This is a genomic window from Micromonospora sp. NPDC049523 (genome assembly GCF_040676775.1).
Classification (GTDB): Bacteria; Actinomycetota; Actinomycetes; order Mycobacteriales; family Micromonosporaceae; genus Micromonospora_G.
In genome coordinates this window covers 40,082-60,912 of sequence record NZ_JBFAPP010000023.1, presented here as the reverse complement: position 1 = coordinate 60,912, position 20,831 = coordinate 40,082, and the positions used below count along the sequence as shown (strand labels likewise).

Below are 20,831 nucleotides of genomic sequence, written 5' to 3'. Positions count from 1 at the left end.
GGCGTCAGGAGTCGGCGGGCTTCCAGATGGTTGCCCGCACCAGCAGGGTCGGATTGTCGTACAGCCTCGGCTCGGTGAACCGCGTGACCCGAATCCAGGCCACGGTGCCCTGAGCGGAGACGACGCAGATGTTGCGCCCGACCTCCACCGTTTCGTGGTCCCCCAGCGCCTGCAACTCCACCTTCGCCAGGCACTGGTCGACCGTCACGTCGCCGGCCGGCACGAACCCCACCCGCGCGAACTCCCTGGTGAACTGGGTGGAGAACTCGCCGTCCGAGGTGTACTCCAGGTCTGCCCAGGTTTTCGCCTCCACCTCCTCCTCGTAGCTCGCCGCCCGGAACACCCGCGGCTGGTCCACGTCCAACCACATCGACACGCCGACGGACGGCGGGGCGAGCCGGAGCTCCTCCGTCACCGGGTCCAGGTAGGACGGCGCGGACGGTGCCACGGCGGGGGTGGTGGTGCTCGCCGGCCCCGCTGTCGAGGGGCTCGGGGGACCGGGATTGGACGGGCCAGCGGCCTCGGTCGGCCGCGGCTGCGACACGTCGGAGTTGTCCTGCGGCGCGTAGACGAGGGCGAGGATCGCCACGACCACACCCACCACGGTGAACAGACCGGAAACCCCTACCCACCAGGGCGCGGAGTGCCATCGTGTGCGCTCCGGCGGGACCTGGGACGGTGGTGCCGGGTGGTTGCCGGTGTCTGCCACGACTCGTCTCCCGTCGACGGCGACCACTGTACGAGAAACGCGCCCCGGCCACTGTCCGATTACGACACGGTGGGCGGGTGGAACGAATACCGCTTACGACGCGGTGGGCAGACGCAACGAATACCGCCGGGCAACCGGGCGTACGGCATCGGCGCCGGTCGGTCCGTATCGGACCAACCGGCGCCGACGCTCGGTCGACTGGTCGTGGTCGGGTCGATCGTGCTCCCGGGGGTCGCCGCTGGCGTCAGCCGGTCAGAGCATCACGTCGTCGGTGACGATGCCGGACCTACCGCCGAGCACCGGGCCGGCCTCCCAGACCCGGCAGGCGGACTGGCTCGGATCCTCCGAGCGGCAGAATCGACCGTCGACGATCACCAGGACGACGGTCACGGTCCGCCCGTCCGGCAGGTTGACGCTGGCCGACGGCCGGGAGTACGGGATCCCGCAGAGGCTGTCCACCCAGCTGCTCGGCGCGGACGCGGCCCGGGTCCAGGCGCCGCTGCCGTGGTCGAACAACCAGATGCTGCCGGCCAGGCCGCTGTCCTCACAGTTCCAGAGATTCGCGGTACGCACCGAGGTCGGCGTCGGTGGCGGGGTGGGGGTGGTCGGTGTGGTGACGCAGACCTCCGTCGCCGGGTCGTAGCCGTACCCCGGTTTGATCGGCCCGACCTGGAAGCAGAGCTTCTTGCCGGGGTCGAGGTCGGTGAAGGTGAAGCTCAGGCGGGAGCCGGTGCCGGCCATGCCGGGCCGGTAGTGGTTGCTCCGGCCGACGATGTCCATCCGGTACTGGGTTTCGTCCACCGCGTTGTCGGTCCAGTTCAGGGTGGCGGAATTCGCGGTCACCCCGGTCACCGTGACGTCGGTCGGCCTCGGCAGTGCCGGCAGCGGCAGGTCCCGGCAGACGACCGGGGAGACGCCCGCGCCGTACGGGTTGACCGCCTGGACCCGGTAGCAGTAGTTGGTGCCCTGCACCACGCTGCCGTCTTCCCAGGTGAAGCTCGCGCTACCGGTGAGGCTGTTGCTGTGCACCTGCACCCACGGGCCGGCGCTGCCGCTCGCCGAGCGGTCGATGACAAAGCCGGTCGCGTCGGCGCTGGCCGGGGCGACGTACACCCAGATCTTCGGCAGGGTCGGCGAGGCGTTGACCTGGATGCTCGGCGCGGCCGGCGGTCCGCCCTGGCTGACCGTGCCGCAGCCGAGTTGTGTGTTCACGGTTCCGGTGCCGACGTTGATGCCGTAGACGCAGACGGTGTGCTGTCCGCGTCCGGCGGGCAGGGTCAGGTCGTAGCCGTGCGCCGCGCCGTACGCGGGGTAGACCCCGGCGACGTCCGGCCGGCTTCCGGACGCGTTGACCGAGGTCGCGAAGGCGCCGTCGACGTAGACGTGCACGTCTACCGGGTTGGCCGTGTCCGGGTCGATCGCCCAGCCCCGTACCCGCAGGCCTGCCGGCCCCGGCGTGACGCCGTCCACCGAACCGAACGGATCGACCTGTACGGCGAAGGTCCGGCAGACGGACTTGTCCTGGCCCTCGTTCTGGTTCCTGGCCAGCGCGCAGACCGTGCTGCCCGCCCGTGCCGGCACGGTGCCGGAGTACGCGCCGGTGGTGCGGTTGGCCGTCAGGGTGCCGACGACCACGCCCTGGATCTTTATCTGTACCTGGACGCCGGTGGACCCGTCCGGATCCTTCGCGGTGCCGCTCACCACCAACCCACTCGGTTGACGGATCGGGGTGGCGAGGGTGACGGTCGGGCTGCCGGCCCCGTCCCCCGGATCGCAGACCGGTGGCGGGTTGGGCACGTCGCACACGGGCCCGGCGACGGCTGGGCCGGTGATGACGCCGATCGCGGCGGCGGCCAGCACCGCCGCCGCCCCGGCGAGGATGATTCGGTTACGCATGGCGCCCAGGATGCTGAAACCGTGACTGTCCGGCGATGTTCCCGGCGAGACCTGGACGCCGGAGGTGATGAACCGGGCCGGCCCGACGTAAACGCCCGAAAGCGCGGGTACCGACCGGTGCCCTGGTAAGGATCGGGAGCCCGCCCCCTGCCTGGGGACGGGCTCCGACCTGCTGTTTGCGTTGGCAGCGGCTCAGGCTGCCAGCACGGTGGACCTAGTGGACCATCACCGGCACCGCGCGGTCGCCGCCGTCGCCGCTCGGGTCGGTCTGCAGGCGAGCCGCGTCGCGCTTGCGGGGCAGGAACGCGATCGGGATGAACGTCGCCAGCACCAGCGCGAAGCCGACCCAGAACGTCGTGGCGAACGAGTCGGCCACGAACGCCAGACCACGCTCGATGATCGACGGCTCCACCGGCAGTTGCGCGCCCTGCTGGCTGGCGATCGCCGCGCCCGCCTCGGTGATCGGCTCACCGGTACGCGGGTCGGTCAGGCCGGGGATCGGGCCCGAGCCGTTGAGCTGGCTGGTGAGGATCACCGACATGATCGCCGCACCGATGGAACTGCCGATCTGCTGGAGGATGTTCACCAGCGTCGAACCGCGCGCCACCTCGTGGTTGGTCAACGTACGCAGTGCCGAGGTCATGATCGGCATCATCGTGCCGCCCATGCCCAGACCCATCACGAACAGCGAACCGCACAGCAGCAGGTACGAGGTGTCCGTACCGACCTGGGTGAAGGTGAAGAAACCGGCGGCGATCAGCACCAACGCGAACGGCACCGTACGGCCGACCGGGATCTTGTCGGCCAGCGCACCGGCGATCGGCATGGTGAGCATCGCGCCGATGCCCTGTGGCGCCATCAGCAACCCGGCGTGCAGCGTCGACTCACCGCGTACCTGTAGGAAGTAGCTCGGGAAGAGCAGCCCGGCACCCATGAACGCGATGATGAACACGAACAGCGAGAGTGACGACACCGTCAGGTTGCGGTTACGGAACAGCCGCAGGTCCAGCAGCGGGTGGCGCGGCCTGAACGAGTAGAGCACGAAGCTGACCACCAGGATGGCGCCGGCCAGCATGGTGGCCCAGACCTTGGTGCTGGCGATCGTGCCGGTCTCCGGCAGCGACGAGATGCCGTAGAGGAACAGGGCCAGACCCGGCGACAGCATCAGCATGCCGACGAAGTCGAACGACTCGGACGGTTCGGCGTTGTCCTTGGGCAGCGCGAAGAAGGCGTAGACGAGCGCGATCGCGCCGATCGGGAGATTGATCAGGAAGATCCAGTGCCAGCTCGCCGCGTCGATCAGCCAGCCGCCGAGGATCGGTCCGCCGATCGGGCCGAGCAGCATCGGGATGCCGAGGACCGCCATCAGCCGGCCGATCCGCTCCGGCCCCGCCGCGCGCGTCATGATCGTCATACCGATAGGCATCAGCATGCCGCCGCCCAGGCCCTGGAGCACCCGGTAGGCGATGAGTTGACCGATCGAGTCGGCGCTGGCGCAGAGCACGGAGCCGAGCGTGAACAGCAGCAGGGCGAGCATGTACAGCCGCTTGGTGCCGAACCGGTCGGCGGCCCAGCCGCTGAGCGGGATCACCGTGGCCAGCGCCAGGGTGTAGCCGGTCATGGTCCAGGCGACCTCGGCGTACGAGGCGTCGAACTCGCGCTGGAAGGTCGGCAGGGCGACGCTGACGACGGTGATGTCGAGGATTGACATGATCGCGCCGAGCACGACCACTCCGGCAATCTTGAGGACTGCGGCGTCGAGTTTGTTGGGCGCCGCTGTGGCTTGATTCGTCACATGACTCTCCAGGTCCGGCTGGCCGGGTAGGGGGGTCGACCCAGTGCATGTCAGGCTGTATGAACTCGCCGAAGCCGGTGGCCGTGGTGTCGTCCGGTCGCCTGGCTCCGTATGCAGGATCACAGACCCTACTTGCCGCCCGGTTAAATCCCCGGTCATACGTGTGCTAGCTCACCTGTTCGATCGGCCGCCGCTCGATCGGCCGCCGCGCCGGATCACTTCAACGGATAGCCGTACGAGATGAGCAGCGGCGCGCAGATCGCGCTGACCAGCCGGCGCTGCCGCGGCGGAAGCGCCATTCGCCACGTATCGTCCTGACGAAGCGGCAGCCGACCGGTGGAGAAACGCATCGGGTTGCCACCGAGGTTGTGCGGTACGGCAAGGTCGGCGTACCCGTCGCTGAGAAAGGACAGGTCTCCCTCGGCAAGGTCGATTCCGGCGAATCCGGCAAGGTTCCGGATGCCGTCGCGGGGATTGTCGAGCAGCTTCTCGTAGTAGACGCGTCGCATCGGGACCTTGTGCGCCGCCTCCCCCTCGCCCCAGCCGCGGGCCGAACCGAGCAGCCCCGCGATGGAGTTCTGCAGGTTCCACTGCAGTGCCGAGGTTGTCGGCGGGAAGCGGGGCAGCACGCCTGCCCCGGTCCCCGGATTGGCCACCTGTTTGGTCCAGGAGTAGGCGACACCGCGCGGGTCGCGTACCAGGTGGACCACGCGCAGGTCGACACCGCGCGCGAAGCGCAGGCACAACCCGACGGTGGGAAACTTCGACGAGTCGACGATGACCCGCGCGCCGGTCACCTCGACCGCGGCCGAATAGACCCGGGCGAAATAGTCGACGTACTCGTCGACCAGCGCGAGCCGTTCACCGGTCAGCTGCTGCCGGGCCAGCCAGGAGACATGCCGGATGCGCGGGACGACCCGGCGCAGGAACACGAAACGGTCCAGGTCGGCCCGATCCCAGCCGCCGAACGCCCGCTCCCCCACCGCGGTCCAGAAGGCGCACCCGGAATACGGGGCCCCGCAGGCACACAGATTGCCGGGTTCGACGAGGCGCCACAGGTCGGTCACCTCACCGAGCGTGCAGACCCCCGGCAGCGCGCCGAGCATCCGGTCGAGGAGCGTACTGCCGCTGCGCCCCATGCCGCTGATGTAGATCACCCGCATGCCGTCGGACTCCATCCCGTCACGAACTCGACCAGCGGGCGAGGTCGGCCGCGGCCGGGAGGGTGCCCTGGCGCGAGAGCGAGGCGGCGGCATGCCTGCCCGTACCGATCTGCTCTCCCGCCCCGACCATGCCCGGGATCGGGCGTACGTCGCCGGCCGATCCGGCCAGGCCGGCCTCCTCGGCCCAGATCCGGCACATCTGTTCGCCGATGCGGTCCCAGCCGAATTCGGTGCTGGCGCGGGTGAGTCCCCGCACCGCCAGGTCCCGGGCGAGGTCGGGATCGTCGCGCAGCCGGCCCAGTTGGTCGGCGAGTGCCGTGGCGTTGTGCGCCGGGAAGGTCAACCCGGCCGAGCCGACGACCCACGGGATCTCCCCGACGTCGCTGCCGACCACGGGAACTCCGCACGCCATCGCTTCGACGAGGACCCGGCCGAACTGCTCCCGCAGCGGGATGCCGATCCACGGTACGACGTTGCGCTGCACCAGTTCGATCGACGGCAGCACCAGCGCGTCCATCCGGGCGAGCAGCCCCGGCAGTGCCTTGTGGTCGGCCCAGCCGCGCAGGGTCACCCGACCAGGACGACGGGCCGCCGCCAACTCCACGTCGGCCCTCATGCTGCCGTCACCGACCACCAGCAGGTCGCAGTCGAGCAGCTCCGCCGCGCAGAGCAGGTCACCGATCCCCTTGTGCGGCTCCAGCCGCCCGACGAAACCGGCCGTGAACGGCCGCGGTGACGCCGACGGGGCAGGCTGGAACGCCAGCGTGTCCACGCCCAGCGGGACGAGGCTGGCCCGCCCCCGGTACCCCTTGACCCGCAGCACGTTCAGCGCGGCCGGGGTGATCGGGAAGATGTGGTCGACCGCGCGGTAGACGTACCGTTCGATCAGCGGGAACGGGAGCGGGAACCGGATCACGATGTTCTGCGCCGCGTACAACGTCACCGGTACGTGCGGCCAATGCCGGCGGCGCAGGCGCAGCACCTGCCAGGTGCTCAGGTAGGCCGCCTCACCGATGACGTGGATGACGTCCGGCGGCTGTTCCCGGGCCAGCGCCCGCAGGCTGTCGCGCGGGAACAGCACCGAGGCCATGTGCCCGGTGCGGTCCTCACTCCACCGGTGCGGTACGACGTGGCAGCGCAGCCCGGGCCGGCGCTGGCTCAGCCGTTCCAGGTCGCGTCGGGTGGCATCCGAGACGTCCGCGGCCAGGATCGTGAAACTGACCTCGGGCCGGGCGGCCAGCGCCGCGAAGAGGCTGATCCAATGCTCGGTACGTTTACCCACCACGCTGATCATCATGTGCATTGCGGTCTCCTGAGTTCCTTGCGATGCTCCCGGGCGGCGTCGTCCGGGGTGGTGGAAAGCGCGATGCGGCAGACCTCGTACCAGGCACGGCCGCGCCTGCCGGTCCGTCGCGTCGAACTGCCGAGCCACCGCGCGCCGGCGAGCCCCATCCCGATCAGCGCGCGGAGTACGACGGCCAGGCGCACCAACTGGAAGGTCCGGCGCCGGTGGCGGGCGAAGAAGCGCAGCATGCTGCGGTACAGGTGCGGCGAGGTCGCGCCGGGGCCGCTGCTGGCGCCGCCCACGTGCATGGCCTCGACCGTGGGCACGTAGACCACCGCCGCGCCGCGCCGCCACGTCTGCAGGCACAGTTCCTCGTCCTCGTAGTACATGAAGTAGCCCTCGTCGAGTCCGCCGATCTCCCGCATCAACCGGGTACGCACCGCGAGGCAGGCGCCGGAGAGCCAGTCGACGGCCATCGGCGCCGCTGGCCCCGTGCAGGCGTCGTACGCTCGGCGTCGGCGGCTGCCGCTCAGCAGCCGGCGCAGCGCCACCGGCAGCAGCGCACCTCCGAAGCGGGACGCGAGCACGCTGCTGAGCGATTCGAAGGGATGGGCGCTGATCGCGATCCGGCCGGCCTGGTCACGCAGGCGTGGACCGGCGATGCCGACGTCCGGGCGGGCGCGTACGGTCCTGACCAACTCCCGTGCCGTCGCCGCCGGCAGCACACAGTCCGGGTTGACCAACAGCACCACGTCGGTGTCCACACCGGTCAGGCCCTGGTTGACCGCCGCCGCGAAGCCGACGTTGGCCGGGTTCGCGATCACCTCGACCTTCGGGAACCGCTCGGTGACCAGTGCGACCGTCCGGTCGGCCGAGTTGTTGTCCACCACCCGGACGACCAGATCCGCCTGCGCCAGCGCCGCGAGGCAGTCGTCGATGTGGTTGGCGGAGTTGTAGGTGACGACGACCGCGGTGGCGGCTGGCCTGCTCATCGTGCCCCCACCGGCGTCGCCGGGTGCGGCGTCGCACCCGGCGCCCTGTTTCGCGTCGTGTTCGGCACGATGTTCGTCGCCCCGATTCGGGGAGCCGGAACCACTATGCCGTCCGGTTGTCTGGTCAGGAACACCAACGCCGGCAGCAGGCCGAGCGCCCAGTGCCCGGTGGCCGGGCCGGAGAAGAGCACCGATACCAGGAATCCGCAGATCAGGGCGGTGAACGCGAACGGCAGGCCGTCCCGCTCGACCAGGCCCTCACGGGCCGCGCGCAGGATCGGCCAGAGCAGGAGGACCAGCCCGACGAGCCCGAGGTTGGCCAGGATCATCACATAGAAGACGTGGTACAGCGGTCCGACGTCGGTCACCTTGAAACCGGGCAGGTAGACGTCCGGGGTGGAGTGTCCGAGCCCCAGACCGACGACCGGGTTCGACAGGAACGCGTCGATTCCCACCGTCGCCTCCGGTAGCCGGTAGCCGGCGCCCTGCCCGAGCGCCGTGGTGATCTCCGCGGAACGGTTCCGTACGCCCTCGCTGAGCATGATCGCGCCGATCAGCAGCAGCGCCGCGGCGGTGGTCATGGCGGCGGCCGCGCGCCGTACCGCTCCGGTGCCTCCGACCAGGAGGACCAGCACGGCGGCTCCGGCGAGCACCCAGGTCGTGCGGTACGACGCCAACACCACGTCGACCAGGTACAGCGCGGACAGCGCGACGAGCCCGGCGCGTCGCCAACCCTCGGTACGGCAGCTCAGGACCAGCAACGGCAGGGCCGCGATCAGGGACCAGGCACCGCCGTGCCGTCCGGGCGATGCCAAGGTCACGAGGGTCAGGGCGGCGGACATGACGACGAACAGGGATCCCGCCGACCTGATCCGGGCCGTCGTCGTCAGGGTGTACGTGGCCATGAAGTAGTAGATGGGAATGACGGCGAAGTGGTAGCCCGAGATCATCACCCTGGCTGGAGGGTTGCCCAGGATCAGTCCGTACACGGCCGCGGCGGCGAGGAGCACGACCACCAGGAGCATCGGCAGGTCGACGACGGTGCGTACCCGCCGCTCCTGCTTTGCCAGCACCAGCCGACGGAACACCAGGCTGACCGCCCCGGCGACGAGCAGGAAGCCGTGCAGCCCGAGGATCGACCGTACGGAGCTGTCACCGAGCACGGCGGTCGTGCCGAGAACCCCGACGATGGCCGTCGGCAGCACCACCCAGGGCCACACGGTGAAGGCGACGCAACACCCGACCACCGCCAGGGCGAGCAGGCCGAAGTCGCGTGGCTCCGACCCCGGTGTGCCGGGGATGACGGCCGCCACGACGGCGTCGTGCGGAAGAAGTACGGCGGTGGCCGCGAGCAGCCCCGCACCGGCCACCGTCGGCGGCAGCAGCGTTACCGCCTTCATCTACCGGCCGCCAACCCGGCGATCAGGTCCCGCAGTTGGATGCCGCGTGCCGACCAACTGTTGCGCAGCGCCGCCTCCCGACGCTGGGCCGAGGCGTCCGGACACTCGCTGGAACCCAGCGCCTCCTCGATCGCCGCGACGAACGCGGCCGGCCCCGCGCCGAGGTGGACCGGCCCGTCGAGTCGCTTGAGCGCCGGCAGCGGGGTCGCGACGACCGGTTTGCCGAGGGCGAGGTACTCGTAGGCCTTCTTCGGGTGCACGTAGTCGATCAGGCCGCCGAGCCGGTACGGGATCAGACAGGCGTCGCACGCCCGCAGGATGGCGGGCACGGCGGCGAACTCCACCGGGTCCCGCAGCAGGACGTTGGCGAGTCCGGCCAGCGGCGCACGGCCGGCGGGGGTGGACGGGCCGACGATCAGGAACGTCCAGTCGGGGCGCAGACGGGCCACCTCGGCCACCAGTTCGGCGTCGAACGCGCGCGTGTCCACCGCGCCGACGTACCCCAGCAGGGGGTGGGGCAGTTCCCGGGCCCACTGCGCGACCGGTCCGGACGGGCTGAACTGTTCCGGATCGCACCCGTTGGGTAGCGACACGGGTGGGCGGCGCGCGGCGGGAAGCCGCTGTACCAGCGCCGGGGATGAGGCCAGGACCAGGTCGGCGGCGCCGACCGCGCTGCGCATGCCCCGGCGTACGTGCCACCGGTTCCACCAACGGGTGAAGGTCCAGTCGAGATCGGTGCCGTCGTAGATGACCGCTTCCCCGCCGAGGTGACGGGACGTGGTCACGGACAGGTCCTCGTCGATCCACACCAGCCGCCGACCGGGGTAGCGGTCGAGCCAGCGGCGTACCAGCAGGGCGCCGATCCGCCGGTTGATCCAGTTGATCGGCGGCAGTTGCCGGCCGGCCGGCAGCACCGTCGGCGGGACCGCCCGCCACAGCGACGGCGCGATCTGACGCACCGTGAACCCCCACCGGGGGCGCTGACCCGGCGGCTCCACGAACAGCACCCGGCGGTCGGCGACCAGTTCCCGGGCCAGCGCGTGCTGGCGGTGCGCCTCGGTGCTCCAGTCGACCCCGCTGAGCATCACCACCCAGTCGCGCAGGTCGCCGCTGGGCAACGGGCCGGCGTCGCCGCGCAGCGCGGCGAACAGGTCACGCAGGCCGAGCTGGCCGCGGATCCGGAACACCCAGCGGAGCTGGCGGTCGACGAGCGTGAGCGCCTGCAACAGCCGGAGCCGGTGCCGTGGTTGGGTCTGCGCCACGTAGCGGACGAGCCCGCTGAGGTGGTGGCGGGAACGGGTGGCCGAGTCCAGCAGTCGGGTGGACGAACCCCGGTCGTGGTTGACCACCGCGTCCGGGGTCATCCACAGTTGCCAACCGAGGGTCGCCAACCGGTGCGCCAGCCGTACGTCGTTGAAGTACAGGGGAAAATCCTCGTCGAAGACCCGGTTCGGTTCGAGTGCCTCCCGGCGCAGCAGCAGGCAGCTCGCCGCCGGCTGGGGCACGGGCCGGGCCTGGTCGAAGTCCCCGTCCGCGAGCTGGTACGCGAGCCAGGCTTCGCGCAGACCGGGCAGCCAGCGCAGTCCGGCGGCGAGGCCGAGCGCCGCCCGGAAGCTGAGCAGCCCGAGGTAGTGCGGCTCGACCTCGCCCTTCTCGTCGAGGTACTGCGGGCCGACCCCGCCTGCGGTCGGGCGCCTGCGAAGGAAGTCCACCAGCGTCGACACCGTCTTCGGGCGGCACCGTACGTCGCTGTTGAGCAGCAGGACCAGGTCGGACCGCGAGTTCCGGTACGCCTGGTTGACCGCTTCGGCGTACCCGAGGTTGCGGTCGTTGCGGATCAACCGCACGCCCGGGTACGCCGCCAGCATCTCCACCGAGCCGTCGGCCGAGCCGTTGTCGACCACCACCACCTCGTAGCGCAGCGCGTCCGTCATCGCCGCGGGCAGCGACTCCAGGCAGTTGCGGGTCTTCTCCCGGGTGTTCCAGCTGACCAGCAGCACCGACACGTCCGGCGGCGGGGTCTGCGGCGGACCGGACCGAACCTCCCGGTCTCCGGTCCGGGCGGGTGGGATGACCGATGGTCCGGTCATGACGCTCCCCCGGTCTCCCGGCGTTTGGCCAGCACCCTCAGGTAGTCGCCGAGCTGCGGGTGGATCGCCCGTAGCGATCCGGTGGTACGCAGCCCACGCCACTGGCTCACCAGGCCCCACCGGCTCAACCGGCGGCTGCGCCGCAGGTAGTGGGAGGCGAAGATGGTGTCGGACCGGACGACCTCGAAACCTGACTCGGTGACCAGTCGGTTCAGCGACTGGGGGTCGAAGTGCCAGAGGTGGTAGCGCGGGGCCAGGTCCACCCAGGAGGCGCCGTACGCGCTGGCAGCGGCGGAGACGATGTTGGGCACCTCCAGGGCCAGCCAGCCGCCGGGCGCGAGCTTGTCGTGCGCGGCGCGCAGGAACTCGCGCGGGTCCGTGACGTGCTCCAGCACGTGGAAGGCGCACACCGCCTGCACGGGTTCCGCGAACACGGCGTCCTCGAACATCCCCCGCTGTACGGGCACGCCGAGCTGTTCGCGCGCGTACCGTGCGGCCACGTCCGACACCTCGACGCCCTGCACCGAGATGCCGCGGTCACGGGCGGCCTTCAGGAAGAAGCCACCAGCCGGTCCGGCCTCGACCAGCGTGCTGGGTCGCGCCATCGAGAGCAGCCACTCCAGTCGCCGTGCGGCCTCGAACCGCCACTGCGGCGCCAGTGCGAAGTACCGCCGGTACGACTCGCTCTCGTAGTAGGACTCGTCGTACAACTCGTCCGGGGGTGCGAGTCCGTCGGCGGTCCACTGGAACGCGCAGGAGCGGCAGCGGCGCAGCAGGCCGCCGAGGGTGGGCTCGCTGCGCGTTTCGCCACACAGCGCGCACTGCTCGGTGGCGACGAGACTGGTCATGGGAATTCCTTCCGAATCGTGGCGTCCGCGGGGCTCCCGGCAACGGGGGCCACCGGCCGCTTCGTCAGCAACATCCGGCCGTACGCCGACCATCGGCGTGACAGCCAGGCCCGCTCCGCGGTGCCGACCAGCCCGGTCGCGCCGAGCACGATGCCGGCGACCAGCAGGACGGTGCCGCCCCGGAGCAGAACGGTGAGCGTCGCGCCCGACCGTCCGGGCAGGTCCGGGAGGTACGGTGCGACGAGGGCGCCGCAGACACCGGCCACCACCGCCGCGACGAGTCCGGGGCGTACGGCGCGCAGCAGCCCGCCGATCGGCCGTCCGGTCACCCGGTGGAAGCGCAGGCAGAAATACCCGCTGCTGAGGGTGATCGAGATCGCGGTCGAGAACGCCGCGCCGAGCGGGCCGCACAGGCGCAGCAGGAACGGCACCATCGCCAGGTTGAGCGCCAGCGCGGTGAGCAGGTACCAGGTCTCCCGGTCCGGCCGCCCCTCCACCCGGGTGACCAGGGTGGCGGCACCGGCGGCGAGGCCGAGCGCGTAACTGGGTGCCAGGATCACCACGGTTGCCGCGGCCCACGGCACCGGCTCACCGATCCAGCCCCGGACCACCGGGTCGGCGCAGACCATCAGGGCCGCGGCGCAGGGACCGGCGAACGCCACCACGTACCTGGTGGTGGTCAGGTAGAAGTTGTCGAGCCAGTCGCGTCCGTGCGTGGCGACGCCGGTGACGGCGTACGGGAAGAGGACGGTGAAGATCAGCTCTGGCGGCAGTCTCAGCAGGCTCAGCAACCGGCTGCCGAGGTCGAATCCGGCAACCGGTACGGGTCCGAAGGATCCACCCACGAACAGCCGGCCGGCCTCGGCGTTCACCACTCCGGACGCGCGGGTCACCTGGACCGGCAGGCCGAACCGGGCGGCGGCGCGTACGTCGGAGCGGCGGATGCCCCGGACCCGGGGGGTCAGCCATCCGATGCCCCGGTGCGCGGTCACCATCAGCACCACGGCCCGGACCGCGGCCGTGGCGGCGGTCGACGCGCCCAGCGCGGCCAGCCCCCCGCCGAGCCGGATCACGAGCACCCCGAGGACGGCTCCCAGCAGGGCGGTCACCGCCGAGGTCCAGGCGATCGCGGCGTACCGCTGGGTGCCGGCCAGCATCGACCGCCAGGGCAACGACACCTGGTCCAGCAGCACGCCCACCATGAGCCACAGCGCGCTGTCGCGTGCCTCCTGGACCAGCTCACCCACGTCGAACAGCCGGGCCAGCAGGGGCCAGCACACCAGCGTCCCGACGATGGCGAGCAGGCCGATGGCCACCGAACACAGCAGGCCCAGGCCGAGGGTGGCACGGGCACGTCGGCGCCCCTCGTCGTCGTGCGCCCGGGCCACCTCCCGTACCTGCGCGGTGCCGAGCCCGAGGTCGGCCAGGGATACGACCGCGGCCAGGACACCCAGTAGTGCCCAGACGCCGAATCCGCGTACGCCCAGACCGTCGTACAACACGGGCAGGGTCGCCAGGCTGGCCACCGCCACCACGGCCCGGGAGACGAACAGGCTGCCGGTGTTGTGGGCGATCCGCCGGCCGGCGGTGATCGGCAAGCTAGCCACGAGGGAACCCACGCAGCATGTCGACCAGGGTGAGCACGAGCAGGGTCAGGTCCAGCCGCAGCGAACGGTAGCTGAGGTACAGCAGGTCGAACCGGAGCTTCTCCTCAGCCGTGGCCGCGTACCCGCCGGTGAGCTGGGCGACGCCGGTGAGGCCGGGTCGGATGAGATGCCGGAGGTCGTAGTGGGGCAACTGCTTGAACTCGTCGACGAACTCGGGCCGTTCCGGGCGCGGCCCGACGAGACTCATGTCGCCCCGCAGGACGTTCCACAGCTGGGGCAGTTCGTCCAGTCGGGACCGGCGTAGGGTACGCCCTATCGCAGTCACCCGACGGTCGTTCGGCGTGGCCAGCTGCGGCCCGAGGCCGTGCTCGGCGTCGGTCCGCATCGTACGGAACTTGACGATCCGGAACAGCCGACCGCCCTCGCCGACCCGGTCCTGGAAGTAGAGGGCCGGCCCACGCAGACCCACCGCCGCCAGGATGAGCAGCATCACCGGCAGCAGCAGGGGAAGGCTGAGCAGCACCAGGGCCACGTCCAGGCTCCGCTTCACCCGTCCGCAGGCGGGCCGGCCGGACGGCCACCGCACGTGCACCCAGAGCAGCCCGCCGATCCGTCGCAGCCGGGCCGGCCGGAGCAGCCCGTACGTCGGCCGCGCCAGCACCAGCAGATCGACCTGCCGGGTCAGGCAGGCTGCCATCAGCCGCGGATCGACCGAGTCCAGCGGCTGTTTCATCAGCAGCATCTTCGGCCGGCAGAGCAGGAGCAGGGCGTCCAGTTGCTCCACTTTGGGTGGCACGGACAACCGCATCACGACCTCGAACTCCTCGTCCAGCCGGTCCGCGGTGGGATGGGTGGCGGATTCCAGCACCGCCACACGAATCCGGCGCCGGGCCGGTGTCGACACCCGCTCGCCCGAGTCGGCGCCGCCACCAGTCGGGGCGACGACCACAGCGGAGTCGGACGTACGCCTGCCCCGCCGCCGGTGGGCGCCGACGAAGCGCGCGCCGGGCACCCTGCCGGTGCCGGGCCTGGGGTCTACGTCGGGCATTTCGTCGAGACCGGGGAACTCGTCGAGACCGGGCAGCACCTCGTCGATGCCCGAGGTCGCGGTCGTCCGGGTGGGCAGGGTGCCGGGGAGCTTTCTCATCGACGCCTCCTAAGCAGGGCAGCCGGGGACAGCAGCAGGTAGCGGTCTGATCGGGCGGAGGGACGAACAGACTCAGCGTGCTGAGGTACGCGGAGCCTCGGCGGCCGTTTCACCCGCCCCGTTGACGCCCGCCTCGACCGGACGGCGCGCGGCCGACGGCGCCGTACCCTGCCACCAGGTTCCGGCCCGGTCGGGTGCCTGCCCGGGTGCTGGGGCCGCCGTTGGCAACGGCAGCACCTCACCCGCGGCACGCGACCGGACACCGATCCGTACGCCCACCCCGTAGCGGTACGCCAAACCGACGTCGCGACGCCCCACGTCGTTGAGTACGCAGCCCACGACCTGGGCGTGGACCGTACGCAGTGCGGCGGCGGCGGACCGTACCTCCTCCTGCCCGGTCATGTTCGCCCGCGCCACCAGGATCACGCCGTCCGCCGCCTGGGCCACGACGGCGCCGTCGGTCAGCGGCAGCAGGGCCGGCGTGTCGATCACGATCAGGTCGAAGTTCCACCGCTCGCTCTCCAGCAGCGCGGCCATCCTCTCCGAGCTGAGCAGTTCGCTCGGGTTCGACGGAGTGGCGCCGCAGGGCAGTACCCAGAGGGGGTGCTGCCCCCATTTCTGGAGCGCGTCGGACACCTCGATCCGACCGGCGAGCACGTCGGACAGGCCGGACCTGCCCGGCAGCCTGAGGTAGTTCGCGATCCGGGGGCGGCGCAGGTCCGCCTCCAGGAGCAGCACCCGGGAGCCGGTTTCGGCCACCATGACGGCCAGGTTCGCGGCCGTGATCGACCTGCCCTCGCCGGGAATGGCGCTGGTCACGGCCAGGATCCGTGCCGCGGGGTCGGCGGAGCGCAGGTTCGTACGCAGTTGACGGAACGATTCCGCGCCCGGTGAGGACCTGCCCCGGAGCAGCGCGGGTTTCCTGGCCATCGAGCCCTGGTGCGGGACCACCGCCAGGACCGGGGCGCCGGTCATCTCGAGCAGCATCCCGGACGTCCTGACCGTCTTGTCCAGCGTCTCCCGGAGCATCGCCGCCGCCAGGCCCACCAGCAGGCCCGCCAGCAGGCCGAGCCCGAGGTTGCGCAACGGTCGCGAGGTCACCGTCACCGGGGTGGGGCCGGCGATGACCTCCAGCTTCACCGCCGGGGAATCGGCGCCCGGCGACCCTTCGAGGGCCTCGACGAGGGCCGTGAACTCACCGAGGACGGCATGGGCGAGCCGTTCCGATCGGGCCTGGTCCACGTCCGTGATGGTCACGGTCAGCAGCACCGTGTCGCGTACCGCCTGGGCGGTGATCCGCTCCTGGATCTGCGGTACGGACAGTCCCATCGGGTGCTCGCCGGCCACCATCCCGGCCAACCGGTCGCCACGGACGAGGTCCACGTACGACTTGATCCGCTCCCGGGAGAAGGTGCTGCCCTGCATCACGTCGGTCGTCCCCTTGCCGGGGGTGGTGACGAAGAACGTCGTGGTGGTCACGTACTGGGGCACCTCCATGGAGGTGACCACGCCTGCGATCCCCAGTCCGGAGATCACCGCCACCAGCACCAACCACCAGCTACGGCGTAATGCGCGCAGACTGCTGCCGCCATTCACCTTCTTGCCCCCGAACCCGTCAAGCGAAGACTTTGATGTGTCGATTAGAGGGTAAAGTACGTTTGCGCGGAGATTCTCCGGAATGCCCCTACATGTCAGCAATCGGCCGTAGCGGGGCATAGGGCGGCCGGACGGCCAGCCTGGTGCCAGCCGTCCGGACTCGGATTCGGGCGGGGCCGGGCGCCCGGCGGCGCTCCTACGGGAGCAGCTCGGCGTCGTGGATGAGCAGCGCGACCTGGACGCGGTTGTTGAGCGCCAGCTTGGCCAGCAGCCGGGAGACGTGCCCCTTGACCGTCGGCACGCTCACGCCCAGCGCGGCGCCGATCTCCGCGTTCGACACCCCGCGCCCGAGCGCTACCGCCACCTCGTGCTCCCGCTCGGTCAGCGTGGCCAGGAGGGCACGGGCCCGGTCCCGCCGTGAACCCGCCGCCGGGTCGGCGACGTGGTCGATGAGTTGACGGATGACCGTCGGGGACAGGCTCGCCGCACCCGCCGCGACGGTGCGGACGGCCTCGATGATGTCGTGCGGCGGGGTGTCCTTGAGCAGGAACCCGCTGGCACCGCCGCGCAGCGCCTCCAGGACGTACTCGTCGGCGTTGAAGGTGGTCAGGACGATCACCTGTGGCGCCGACGGCCGGCACCGGATGCGTTGGGTGGCGACCAGACCGTCGACCCTGGGCATCCGGATGTCCATGAGGACCACGTCCGGCCAGTGGGCGTCCACGAGCAACACCGCCTGGGCGCCGTCCTCGGCCTCGGCGACCACCTCGATGTCCGGCGAGCCGCCCAGCAGGATCCGCAGCCCGGCCCGTACCAGTGGGTCGTCGTCGACGATGGCCAGCCGGATCGGCCGGTCGCGCCTCAGGCCGGCCACGGCAGCCAGGCCCGAAGCCGGAACGTGTCGCGGTCGACGCCGTACTCGACCCGGCCGCCGACCAGCGCGACCCGCTCACCCAGGCCGACGAGTCCCAACCCCGCGCCCGGTATGGCCGGTCGCCCCGGAGTAGCGGTGCACGGGTTGGTGATCGTGATCCGCAACTCCTCGCCGACGGTCCCGGTGAGCAGCACCTCGACCGCCGCGCCCGGCGCGTGCTTCCGGGCGTTGGTCAGCCCCTCCTGCACGAACCGGTAAGCCGTCCGGCCGAGAACCAGGGACGGGCCGGCCGGCGGCACCCGGCAGGTGCAGCGGACCGTCATCCCCGTCGCGCGGGCGCTGTCCACCAGCTCGGGCAGATCGGCCAGGCCCGGCTGCGGCGGCTCCGGCCGCCCGGTCGCACCCTCCCGGAGCACCCCGACGACGGTCCGCAACTCCTGCAGCGCCTCGTGCGCGCTGGCCCGGATCGCCCCCGCCGCGAGCGCCACCTCCTCCGGCCGCGCGTCGGTGCGCACCTCCAAGGCCCCGGCGTGCAGGCTGACCAGCGACATACGGTGGGCGAGGACATCGTGCATCTCGCGGGCGATCCGGGCGCGTTCGGTCAGCCGCGCCTGCTCGACGCGCAGGTGCTGCTCGTCCTCGATCCGGGTCGCGTGCTCGCGCAGCGACCGGGTCAGCCCCCGATACGCCTGCACGAACAGTCCCCATCCCGCCGCGGCGGCGCTGATCACCACCCGCATCACGACGTCGACCCACAACGGGTACGGCGGATGGTCCTGCAACAGGAAGTACGCCACACCGGTGAGGACGTTCGCGGCGCCGAGCAGGAACACCACCCGCGCCCGGCAGCGGATCGCGACGGTGAACAGCGCGACGGTGATCGCGCCGGTGGCCATGACGGACACCGCGCCGAACGGCAGGAGCGCCAGCGCGAGCCCGAGCGGCCAGCGTCGGCGTACCGCCAGGGCGAACGCGCACAGCGTCCCGATCGCGACGTCGACCGGCCAGGGCAGGGCCGCTCCGGGCGCTGTCGCGTCGCCCAGCGGCACCATCAACGCGCCGTAGCCGCAGGCCAGGCCGATCGCGATGCCGTCGGCGAGCCGGTTGCGCCACAGCTCCCGGCCGCTGCCCGTTGGCTCGGGCACGAGCAGGGCGAAGAGCAGGGCCGACATGAGCGCAGCCTACGAGGTCCGGGGACCGGTCGGGACCTACCAAAGTCGTGGTCGGACCGGGTCGGGTGCAGGGTGCCCGGCCCGACCCTCGGCCGATGTGCGACCGAAGCCCACCGGGCCATCCTCGGCCCCATGAGACGCGGAGAACTGTGGCGGATGGCGGTGGTGGTGGCCGCCGCGACGGCCTGGGGCATCGTGGCGGCCGGGTGGACACCGCGGGGGCCGCTGACCAACGCGCAGGCACTGTGGTCGGTCGGGATCAGCGCCGCCGTGGGTCTGGGCGCAGGCTGGTGGAGCCGTTCGCGGTGGGCGATGCTCGCCGCCCCCGCGGCCTTCGTGGTGGCCCTGGAACTGACCCGGATCGGGGTACGCGGACCGTCCGTGGACGCACCCCACGCGAGCCCGTTCGGGGTGGTCGCCCTGCTCGCCGGTCGGGGTGTGCACGGTGTGCTGTCGGTCCTGCCCCTGGTGCTCGGCGCCGCCTACGGCGCGGGTCTGGCCCGCCGTGGCTCGCCGGTGCCGGCCGAGGTGGGGAGCCACCCGCGCGCCCGCAGGGGCGCCCGGGTCCGCCGCGCCGGTACGGCCGTACTGGCGGCTGGCCTGGTCGCGGCGACGGTGGCCGTGTCCGTCCCGGCCCGGACGGCGCCGATTCCGGGACCGGGCGGCGTCGCCGAGCTGTCCCTGGTCGACGTCGGCCCGTACCGGCTCGGCATGATGATCCGCGGCGAGAATGCCAAGGCGCCGGTGCTGCTGTTCGTCCCCGGTGCGCCGGGCGGCACCGAGATCGGTTCGATGCGCCGCCATCTCGCCGCGCTCGAACGGCGTTTCGTGGTGGTCACCCTGGACCGGCGCGGCGGCGGCTCGTCCTATCCGGCGCTGGAACCCACCGCCACGGTCACCCTGGACGGGGCGGTCGCCGACACCCTGGCCGTCACCGACCACCTGCGGGACCGGTTCCACCAGGACAAGATCTACCTGCTGGGGCACTCGGGCGGCTCGATCGTCGGCGTGCTCGCGGCGCAACGCCGGCCGGAGAAGTACCACGCGTACGTCGGCACCGGTCAGGCGGTCGACCTCGCGACCAGCGACCGGCTGTTCTACGACGACGTCCTCGCCTGGGCGCGCGAGACGGGCCGCGACAGCCTCGTCCGGCAGCTCACCAGCCAGGGCCCGCCGCCGTACGCCGACGTGTACCGCTACGAGCCGATCATGACGTACGCCCCCCAGGCATACGAGTACGACCCCAGCCCCAACGCGAAGGGTGCCACCGGTTTCGGCCTCGACGTCCCCGAGTACACGCTGCTTCAAAAGATCCACATGATGAACGGGGTTCTCGACACGTGGAGCGCCCTGTACCCCACGATGCAGCACGCCGACCTGCGCCGCGACGTACCTCGGCTGGAGGTCCCGGTGTACTTCGTGCAGGGCGGGCACGAGATGCGCGGCCTGGCGACGATCTTCGACCAGTGGTACGAGCGGCTGCGGGCGCCGCGCAAACACCTGGACGTCTTCGAGACGGCCGGGCACCGGGCCATGTTCGAGCAGCCGGACCGTTTCGTCGCGGTGATGGACCGGGTGCTGACCGGACAGTGATCCGGGGCGGTCGACGCTCAGGTAGGTGGGATCACCCGTACCGCCGGCCACCGCTCGGCCGGCCGGTGGCGGGCCAGCCGGGCACGGGACACCTCCAGGCTGGCCCGTCGAGGATTGCGTCGCCACACCCCGGCCAGCAGATCGGACAGGCCCACCGGGGCGCAGACCTCGATCACCTCCGCGGCGTCCAGACGAACCGCTACCGAGGTGGCGGTCTCGGGCCAGGTGCCGACCGCATCGGCGATGCTCCGCAGCGGGCTGACCGGGCCACCGCCGAACTTGCGGCCGTACCAGGTGTGCACGGCCGCCTGGTTACGGGCTTCCCACGGCACCTGCGGCCAGGCCCGATGGAGCACCTCGGTCGCGTGGTCGTCGCCCTCGCGGCCGAGGTTGCCGGGATCGAAGTACGCGACGTCCACGTCCCGTACCTGCTCCGGGCGGAAGCCCGACCCGTAGCACTCGCCCCAGACGAGGTCGCGGATCGTGCCGGCCCCAACCCACGCATCCGGCAGACCGCTCTCGCGTACCGTCACGAGGACCTGTACCAGCCAGTCACAGGACCGGACGATGTCGCGCAGTCGGTCCTCGTCCGTCGGACGGCTCAGCATCTCCGTACGTTATCGGCACCGCCCGCGCCCACGACATCGCGACGCGGGCGAACCCC

At 71.4% G+C, this 20,831-nt stretch carries 16 protein-coding genes; 1 reads left to right on the top strand and 15 read right to left on the bottom strand.

Going from position 1 to position 20,831, the window contains the following annotated elements:
- Positions 1-4: 4 nt before the first annotated feature.
- The 14 genes from AB0J90_RS28890 to AB0J90_RS28825 form a co-directional block, all read right to left on the bottom strand.
- On the bottom strand, positions 5-709 hold the full coding sequence (locus tag AB0J90_RS28890; RefSeq protein ID WP_363601142.1) for a hypothetical protein: 705 nt from the start codon (positions 707-709) through the stop codon (positions 5-7).
- A gap of 252 nt (positions 710-961) precedes the next feature.
- The gene (locus AB0J90_RS28885; protein WP_363601140.1) at positions 962-2,605 is read right to left on the bottom strand and encodes a fibronectin type III domain-containing protein; all 1,644 of its coding nucleotides are present in this window, start codon (positions 2,603-2,605) and stop codon (positions 962-964) included.
- A 214-nt stretch (positions 2,606-2,819) separates the two neighbouring features.
- Complete coding sequence (locus AB0J90_RS28880; RefSeq protein WP_363601138.1) at positions 2,820-4,400, bottom strand: DHA2 family efflux MFS transporter permease subunit; 1,581 nt, start codon at positions 4,398-4,400, stop codon at positions 2,820-2,822.
- A gap of 215 nt (positions 4,401-4,615) precedes the next feature.
- Positions 4,616-5,578, bottom strand: coding sequence for a sulfotransferase domain-containing protein (locus tag AB0J90_RS28875; RefSeq protein WP_363601136.1), 963 nt, complete (start codon positions 5,576-5,578; stop codon positions 4,616-4,618).
- 4 nt (positions 5,579-5,582) lie between these two features.
- On the bottom strand, positions 5,583-6,866 hold the full coding sequence (locus AB0J90_RS28870) for a glycosyltransferase (protein ID WP_363601134.1): 1,284 nt from the start codon (positions 6,864-6,866) through the stop codon (positions 5,583-5,585).
- Positions 6,857-7,840, bottom strand: coding sequence for a glycosyltransferase family 2 protein (locus AB0J90_RS28865; RefSeq protein ID WP_363601132.1), 984 nt, complete (start codon positions 7,838-7,840; stop codon positions 6,857-6,859). The genes AB0J90_RS28870 and AB0J90_RS28865 overlap by 10 nt, the downstream gene beginning before the upstream one ends.
- The gene (locus tag AB0J90_RS28860) at positions 7,837-9,240 is read right to left on the bottom strand and encodes an O-antigen ligase family protein (RefSeq protein WP_363601130.1); all 1,404 of its coding nucleotides are present in this window, start codon (positions 9,238-9,240) and stop codon (positions 7,837-7,839) included. The genes AB0J90_RS28865 and AB0J90_RS28860 overlap by 4 nt, the downstream gene beginning before the upstream one ends.
- Entirely contained in the window at positions 9,237-11,330 is a 2,094-nt protein-coding gene (locus AB0J90_RS28855) for a glycosyltransferase (protein WP_363601128.1), read from the bottom strand. The genes AB0J90_RS28860 and AB0J90_RS28855 overlap by 4 nt, the downstream gene beginning before the upstream one ends.
- Positions 11,327-12,178, bottom strand: a complete 852-nt coding sequence (locus AB0J90_RS28850; protein ID WP_363601126.1) for a class I SAM-dependent methyltransferase — start codon at positions 12,176-12,178, stop codon at positions 11,327-11,329. The genes AB0J90_RS28855 and AB0J90_RS28850 overlap by 4 nt, the downstream gene beginning before the upstream one ends.
- Positions 12,175-13,785 (bottom strand): lipopolysaccharide biosynthesis protein, encoded by a 1,611-nt coding sequence (locus tag AB0J90_RS28845; RefSeq protein WP_363601124.1) that lies wholly within the window; start codon positions 13,783-13,785, stop codon positions 12,175-12,177. The genes AB0J90_RS28850 and AB0J90_RS28845 overlap by 4 nt, the downstream gene beginning before the upstream one ends.
- Positions 13,778-14,932: a sugar transferase gene (locus AB0J90_RS28840; protein WP_363601122.1), complete on the bottom strand. Its 1,155-nt coding sequence runs from the start codon at positions 14,930-14,932 to the stop codon at positions 13,778-13,780. The genes AB0J90_RS28845 and AB0J90_RS28840 overlap by 8 nt, the downstream gene beginning before the upstream one ends.
- A gap of 72 nt (positions 14,933-15,004) precedes the next feature.
- Positions 15,005-16,528, bottom strand: coding sequence for a polysaccharide biosynthesis tyrosine autokinase (locus AB0J90_RS28835; protein WP_363601120.1), 1,524 nt, complete (start codon positions 16,526-16,528; stop codon positions 15,005-15,007).
- Positions 16,529-16,724: 196 nt separating this feature from the next.
- Positions 16,725-17,402 (bottom strand): response regulator transcription factor, encoded by a 678-nt coding sequence (locus AB0J90_RS28830; protein WP_363601118.1) that lies wholly within the window; start codon positions 17,400-17,402, stop codon positions 16,725-16,727.
- On the bottom strand, positions 17,390-18,574 hold the full coding sequence (locus AB0J90_RS28825) for a histidine kinase (protein ID WP_363601116.1): 1,185 nt from the start codon (positions 18,572-18,574) through the stop codon (positions 17,390-17,392). The genes AB0J90_RS28830 and AB0J90_RS28825 overlap by 13 nt, the downstream gene beginning before the upstream one ends.
- Before the next feature lie 132 nt (positions 18,575-18,706).
- Here AB0J90_RS28825 and AB0J90_RS28820 point away from each other — a divergent pair, with 132 nt between their 5' ends.
- Positions 18,707-20,167, top strand: coding sequence for an alpha/beta hydrolase (locus tag AB0J90_RS28820; protein ID WP_363601114.1), 1,461 nt, complete (start codon positions 18,707-18,709; stop codon positions 20,165-20,167).
- Positions 20,168-20,184: 17 nt separating this feature from the next.
- Here AB0J90_RS28820 and AB0J90_RS28815 read toward each other — a convergent pair whose 3' ends face one another.
- Positions 20,185-20,775 (bottom strand): nucleotidyltransferase family protein, encoded by a 591-nt coding sequence (locus AB0J90_RS28815; RefSeq protein ID WP_363601112.1) that lies wholly within the window; start codon positions 20,773-20,775, stop codon positions 20,185-20,187.
- Between the last annotated feature and the right edge of the window lie 56 nt (positions 20,776-20,831).

Coding starts and splice junctions, on each gene's coding strand:
- AB0J90_RS28885 (WP_363601140.1), bottom strand. CDS start 2,605: ATGCGTAACCGAATCATCCTCGCCGGGGCGGCGGCGGTGCTGGCCGCC.
- AB0J90_RS28875 (WP_363601136.1), bottom strand. CDS start 5,578: ATGGAGTCCGACGGCATGCGGGTGATCTACATCAGCGGCATGGGGCGC.
- AB0J90_RS28870 (WP_363601134.1), bottom strand. CDS start 6,866: ATGCACATGATGATCAGCGTGGTGGGTAAACGTACCGAGCATTGGATC.
- AB0J90_RS28865 (WP_363601132.1), bottom strand. CDS start 7,840: ATGAGCAGGCCAGCCGCCACCGCGGTCGTCGTCACCTACAACTCCGCC.
- AB0J90_RS28860 (WP_363601130.1), bottom strand. CDS start 9,240: ATGAAGGCGGTAACGCTGCTGCCGCCGACGGTGGCCGGTGCGGGGCTG.
- AB0J90_RS28855 (WP_363601128.1), bottom strand. CDS start 11,330: ATGACCGGACCATCGGTCATCCCACCCGCCCGGACCGGAGACCGGGAG.
- AB0J90_RS28850 (WP_363601126.1), bottom strand. CDS start 12,178: ATGACCAGTCTCGTCGCCACCGAGCAGTGCGCGCTGTGTGGCGAAACG.
- AB0J90_RS28840 (WP_363601122.1), bottom strand. CDS start 14,932: ATGAGAAAGCTCCCCGGCACCCTGCCCACCCGGACGACCGCGACCTCG.
- AB0J90_RS28825 (WP_363601116.1), bottom strand. CDS start 18,574: ATGTCGGCCCTGCTCTTCGCCCTGCTCGTGCCCGAGCCAACGGGCAGC.
- AB0J90_RS28820 (WP_363601114.1), top strand. CDS start 18,707: ATGAGACGCGGAGAACTGTGGCGGATGGCGGTGGTGGTGGCCGCCGCG.
- AB0J90_RS28815 (WP_363601112.1), bottom strand. CDS start 20,775: ATGCTGAGCCGTCCGACGGACGAGGACCGACTGCGCGACATCGTCCGG.